This window comes from Fulvivirga sp. AWR4_260 (genome assembly GCF_056158185.1).
This window is the reverse complement of record NZ_JBSWSU010000006.1, coordinates 1-5,406: the sequence shown is the minus strand read 5'-3', so window position 1 is coordinate 5,406 and position 5,406 is coordinate 1. Positions and strand designations below refer to the sequence as shown.

The window sequence follows — 5,406 nt, the reverse complement described above, 5'->3', positions numbered from 1 at the left end:
AAGGTTAAGTTTGTCATACTCGTGTGCTCACCCAGCACCTTATTGACTGATTACTTGCTGAAGCCATCTGCTCTATAGTTTGTGATACACCATCGGAATAAGTAGGACCGCCAAGAATGGTGTTTACTGTTACTTCACTATTTTTGGTGAGTTCAGCTAGGCCTCGGCTTATTGATAGCATAGCTGTTTTTGTAGTACCATAGTGAATCATGTTTGATGGAATGTTTACACCAGATTCACTGCTGATGAAAATTATTCTGCCCCAATTCTTTTTAAGCATTTTAGGTAGTAGCTCACGCGATAATCTGATGCTGCTCATAACATTTACTTCAAACATTTTGAGCCAATCATCATCAGTGATTTGATCAAATTCTTTGAGTTCAAAAATGCCTACATTATTGATCAGGATATCAATGCTGGGAAGTTGAGCTAACAGTTGCTTGACTTCTGCACGATTGCTGAAGTCAGCGGCAATTCCTGATATCTTGGCACTAGGGTATTCAGAGCGTAGTTTTTCTAGAGTGATATTGAGTTTTGTGGAATTACGGCCATTAATGATGACCTGAGCTCCTTCTGATAACAAGCTTTTGGCAATACTTAGTCCTATACCCTGACTTGACCCACTGATAAAGGCTGTTTTTGATGATAAATTTAAATTCATAGTTTTTTACCTATTTTTGTAATGATCATTACAAAAATAGGTAAAAAAATTAATTCAGTATACTAAGTTGCATTTCAATTTGTTCTGTAAGTGTTTGCTGATCAGGATAAATTCTCCTTAAAACATTGAGGCCACTCCAAAAAGTGATTAAATACTTTCCTAGAATATGGGCGGGAGTTGTGTTGTTCATTTGTCCTGTTGCCTGCGCCCGTGCAATGGCTGCGGTATACATTTCTTCTACTTCTTGTAGTATCCTTGTGGCATCTTTCTCTAAATCTTCATCATTTTTCAGCCGCTTACCTTTATCGTTGCGGGACGGTGGGCGAAAAAGATGGACCGTGTCGTATAGCGCTGCGAACAGGAGTAACAGTCCTTTCGTGATTTTTCCTGACTGTGCTGGTGGTGGGGGAAACGGGCGGCTTCCTTCAACTTGATGCTCGGTGCCCTGGCTCGGAATCGGTTACGGTTTTTACTGGCTTGCTGATAACGTTCTGACTTTTGAAATTACAGAGCCGGATACACCAAGATTTTTTTAACGGCTTTCTCGGTGTCCTGCAGTCGCTTGGCGGTATGACAGGACCCCTTTTGGCCGGCTTTATCATTTCTCGCGCCTCAATAACTTTACCGGGTACACAGTGATTTTCAGTGCTTCGTTTGCCTTATTTATTGTAGCCGTGCTCGTGAGTTTTGGATTATCTAGAAGAAGAGCACGGGGGAATTTTTCTTTCCGGCGGATTGTAACCGAGCGGAAGCATAATGTGGACTGGAAACGTATTTTAAATGCTCATGTAGCCCAGGGATTCAGAGAGGGAACTTTTTTGTTTGCTGTATCCATTTGGATTTTCCTGCTGACAAAAGATGAACTGTCGTTGGGAGTTTTCAATTTGGTTTACTCCGGTTTTTCATTTATGTTTTATTTTCTGGTGAGCAGATGGGTGAAACCGAACGGAGGAAAACATCGATCTTTATTTCAGGCCTCTGCTTATATGTAAGTGTCATCATCCTTCTATTCAGCAGCACGATGCCGCTACTTTTCATTGTACGCCGCTGTTGCCGGTGTGTTTTCCCTTTGTTGTACGTGCCCTACGTGTCTCTCACCTATGATGTCATCGGGAGATCGTGGAATGCGGCTGAGATGCGGATCGAATATATCGTAGTTCGGGAAATTTTTTTGAATATGGGGAGAGTTCTATCCATCTCTCGTTTTTTTTTGGGCCATTACATTTATTCCTCCGTGAAACGGGGATTCCTTACATTCTGCTTCTTGTCGGCGGAGGACACTTCCTGATTTACTTTTTCATTCGAGGTATTGATTCGAAACCTCCCCGAGTGACACAGACAATCGAAACCAAACACCCATGAGCTTCTTCTATTCTCAGGACCTGGAAGAAATGGTATAATAGCAGAAGGATTTTGAAGAAGGAGAGGAGTTCATGGGGAAAAACAAACGACATAAAGATAATACACACCTTCCCTTTCGGTTGAACGTGGTGTTTTTTATTGTGTTCGTCTTATTTGCCGGAATCATTCTGCAGCTCGGAGTTGTTCAAATATTGAATGGCGAAGAAGCACAGGATGAAATTGACCGCACTGAAAATACAACGACAACCATTTCTGTGCCGCGGGGTGAAATGTATGATCGTAATGGTCAGGTGATTGTTGATAATGAACCGTTATACTCGATTACGTATACACCACCCAAAGGGGTGCAGGCCGGAGACAAGCTGGAACTTGCTCAGACATTGTCCTCTTATATTGACATGGACTATGAAGAGTTGACAGATCGTGACCTAAAGGAATATTTCTACCTGCAGAATGAGCAGGAGGTCCGTGATCGTGTAGAGGATCAAGTGACAGAAGATAAGGATAACGGCGATGTATATCAGCTGCAGCTGGACAGCATTACAGAAGAAGAGATCTCCGGCTACGATAATCAGACGAAAGAAGTCATCGCTGTGAAAAAGGAGCTTGATCAGGCGTATTCCCTGGCGCCGCATGTAATTAAGAATTCAGATATTACAGAAGCGGAATATTCCGCGGTGGCAGAAAACCTGGCGAAGCTTCCAGGCGTGAATGTAACTTCAGACTGGGAACGTACATATCCGTATGAGTCCACGTTTCCGCAGTTACCTCGGAAGTATCACATCAAGTGAGCAGGGTCTCCCTAGGGATGATCTTGATTATTACATGTCTCTGGATTACAGCCGCAATGACCGTGTTGGTACAAGCGGACTTGAACAGGAATATGAGGATGTTCTACGGGGGACGAAGGAAAAGGTCCAGTATGAAACGGACAGCAACAACACCGTCATCAATTCCAAAGTCATCCGTGAAGGTCAGGCGGGAAAAGACCTGCAATTGACCATTGATATGGAGCTTCAGGAAGAAGTGAATAAAATTGTCCAGGAAGAGCTTCAATCAGCCATCGTCAAATGCGCCTTCTCTAAACCGTCATCTGGAGAATGCCATTGCTGTCGTTTCCAATCCGCAGTACAGGAGAAATTCTGGCGATCAGCGGACAGACCTACAACCGCAGTCCGGAAGAAGGAGAGGACCGTTTCACAGACACTTCCCATCAGGCGTTATACAATGCCTATATGCCGGGATCAACGGTTAAGGGGGCAACAGTTCTGACAGGTCTTCATGAAGGTGTCGTTACACCGAATACATGGATCAATGACAAACCTATTACAATAGCCGGCAGCCAAAAAGCATCATACACGTCGGGGATCGGATCTGTTAACGACATAGCTGCCCTGCAGCAATCCTCCAACGTCTACATGTTCTTCCTAGCTATGTATCTTGGTGGAGAAACAAGCAATCAATATAATATGAATGCTTTGAAACTGGAAGATGAAACGTTAGACAAGTTCGTTTACAATTTCAACCAGTTCGGGCTGGGCGTCACCACTGGAATTGACTTTCCGTATGAGGCAACTGGAGTCAATGGTACACTTCAAAACCCTGGGGAAATCCTCGACTTTTCCATCGGGCAGTTCAATACGTATACAGCGATGCAGTTGAATCAATACGTCTCGACAATTGCAAATGGCGGCGACCGTATACGTCCGAGTCTCGTCAACAGTGTCCACGAACCATCCAGCAGCGAGGGACTCGGTCCGGTTTATAAAGATTATACGCCGGAGGTGCTGAACCAGCTTGATATGGATTCGTCCTATATTGAGCGTGTACAGGAAGGCTTCAGGCAGGTGGCCCAGACGAGCGAAGGAACGGCGAGTTCCATATTCTCAGAAGCAGCCCTATGCCCAGTATGATATGGCTGTGAAGACAGGTACGGCACAGGCGTCTAAAACAGTTTTCAGTGAAGACGGAGAGAGAACCACCTACGATGAGCTTCTGAACAAAACTTTGGTCGGCTATGCCCCATCGGATAATCCGGAAATTGCCTTTTCCATCATTTCTCCTTACCTGGGAGAAGGGGCAACAAGTACGTTCAACATCAGCAATAACATTGGTGCCCGGATTGGTGAGGCGTACTTCGAGCTGAAAGAAGCACGGGAAAATGGTACCGCTGACGAAGGACCGGATGAACAAGAGAATAACAACGGAGAAGATGCAGAAACTGAGGAGTGATACACAACGTATCACTCCTTTTTTATACGAAGACGGAGAAATATAGCGTAAAAATAAGTCATTTCCCAATCTTTTTCGCTAAAAAACCTCAATTTACAAAACCTTTACGTTTCATTCATATGTTATTAAAACTCCTGCTCGTTAGTATATAAAATGTGAGTTGGCCAAGCGGCCGGCAGCATTAAATATTTATAAATAATAGGGGGAGAAAGAAATGAAAAACTTCAAGAGTTTAGCACTAATGCTTGCATTCATCCTTGTAGTAGGAGTGCTTGCAGCATGTGGTGGTTCCGAGGAAGGCAACACAGAAGAACAGGACAGCACAAGCGGTGAAGGTTCTGGAGAAGAAAGCTCCGAAGAAGTATCCGGCCCAATCGACATTGATGGTTCTTCTACTGTGTTCCCGATCATGGAAAACTTAACTTATTCCTATCAGCAGAGAACGACCGGAAGTTGACGCAACATTGAACTCTTCTGGTTCCGGCGGTGGATTCAAAAAATCTACAGTTGGTGAAATTGATCTAAGTAACGCTTCCCGTGAGATCAAGGAAGAAGAAAAATCAATCGCTGAAGAAAATGATATTACTCTTGAGCCTCTAGAGCTGGCTTACGATGGTCTTTCTGTAGTAGTGAGTGCTGAAAATGATTTCGCTGAAGAGCTTACAATCGATCAGCTTAAGCAGATTTTCCTCGACTCTTCTGACGCTCAAATGTGGTCTGACATTAACCCTGACTGGCCTGAGGAACAAATTAAAATCTTCAGCCCTGGTCATGATTCCGGTACATTCGACTACTTCAACGAAGTTGTTCTTGAAGAAGAGCCGATGAAAGAAGGCGAAAACACAACTCTTTCTGAGGATGACAACGTTCTTGTACGTGGAATTAAAGACAATCCAAACGCGATTCGGATTCTTTGGATATGCCTACTACGCTGAAAACCAGGACAGCCTGAAAAGCTCTTGCCATTTCTGAAGGTGAAGGCGAAGCTGTTGAACCGAATCCGGAAACGATCCAGGATGGTTCATACACGCCACTTTCCCGCCCGCTATTCACATATGTAAACGTGAATGCTTATAAAGAAAAAGCGCAGGTTCGTGACTTTGTAGAGTACACGTTGAACAATGCTGGTAAAGGAGCTGAAGAATGCGTTG

The 5,406-nt window shown here is 44.0% G+C and carries 6 protein-coding genes and 1 pseudogene; 6 read left to right on the top strand and 1 reads right to left on the bottom strand.

The features are described 5' to 3' along the window. Positions 1–13 precede the first annotated feature (13 nt). On the bottom strand, positions 14–661 hold the full coding sequence (locus tag ACXACQ_RS06180) for an SDR family NAD(P)-dependent oxidoreductase (protein WP_474975068.1): 648 nt from the start codon (positions 659–661) through the stop codon (positions 14–16). A gap of 1,433 nt (positions 662–2,094) precedes the next feature. Between ACXACQ_RS06180 and ACXACQ_RS06175 the strand changes: the two genes are divergently transcribed. The 6 genes and pseudogenes from ACXACQ_RS06175 (at position 2,095) to ACXACQ_RS06150 (ending at position 5,190) form a co-directional block, all read left to right on the top strand. Continuing rightward, complete coding sequence (locus tag ACXACQ_RS06175; protein WP_474975067.1) at positions 2,095–2,814, top strand: hypothetical protein; 720 nt, start codon at positions 2,095–2,097, stop codon at positions 2,812–2,814. After that, a pseudogene (locus tag ACXACQ_RS06170) lies at positions 2,768–2,920 on the top strand (hypothetical protein); the annotation flags it as partial. The gene ACXACQ_RS06175 and the pseudogene ACXACQ_RS06170, both read left to right, overlap by 47 nt. A 203-nt stretch (positions 2,921–3,123) precedes the next feature. Next, on the top strand, positions 3,124–3,936 hold the full coding sequence (locus ACXACQ_RS06165) for a penicillin-binding transpeptidase domain-containing protein (protein ID WP_474975066.1): 813 nt from the start codon (positions 3,124–3,126) through the stop codon (positions 3,934–3,936). 1 nt (position 3,937) lies between these two features. After that, positions 3,938–4,255, top strand: coding sequence for a penicillin-binding transpeptidase domain-containing protein (locus ACXACQ_RS06160; protein ID WP_474975065.1), 318 nt, complete (start codon positions 3,938–3,940; stop codon positions 4,253–4,255). A 214-nt stretch (positions 4,256–4,469) separates the two neighbouring features. Beyond that, the gene (locus ACXACQ_RS06155; RefSeq protein WP_474975064.1) at positions 4,470–4,712 is read left to right on the top strand and encodes a hypothetical protein; all 243 of its coding nucleotides are present in this window, start codon (positions 4,470–4,472) and stop codon (positions 4,710–4,712) included. 7 nt (positions 4,713–4,719) lie between these two features. After that, entirely contained in the window at positions 4,720–5,190 is a 471-nt protein-coding gene (locus ACXACQ_RS06150) for a substrate-binding domain-containing protein (RefSeq protein ID WP_474975063.1), read from the top strand. The last annotated feature ends 216 nt before the right edge of the window (positions 5,191–5,406 follow it).

What these genes read in the sequence shown, in the direction of transcription:
- ACXACQ_RS06180 (WP_474975068.1), bottom strand. Translation starts at nt 661, where the DNA reads ATGAATTTAAATTTATCATCAAAAACAGCCTTTATCAGTGGGTCAAGT.
- ACXACQ_RS06175 (WP_474975067.1), top strand. Translation starts at nt 2,095, where the DNA reads ATGGGGAAAAACAAACGACATAAAGATAATACACACCTTCCCTTTCGG.
- ACXACQ_RS06165 (WP_474975066.1), top strand. Translation starts at nt 3,124, where the DNA reads ATGCCATTGCTGTCGTTTCCAATCCGCAGTACAGGAGAAATTCTGGCG.
- ACXACQ_RS06160 (WP_474975065.1), top strand. Translation starts at nt 3,938, where the DNA reads ATGGCTGTGAAGACAGGTACGGCACAGGCGTCTAAAACAGTTTTCAGT.
- ACXACQ_RS06155 (WP_474975064.1), top strand. Translation starts at nt 4,470, where the DNA reads ATGAAAAACTTCAAGAGTTTAGCACTAATGCTTGCATTCATCCTTGTA.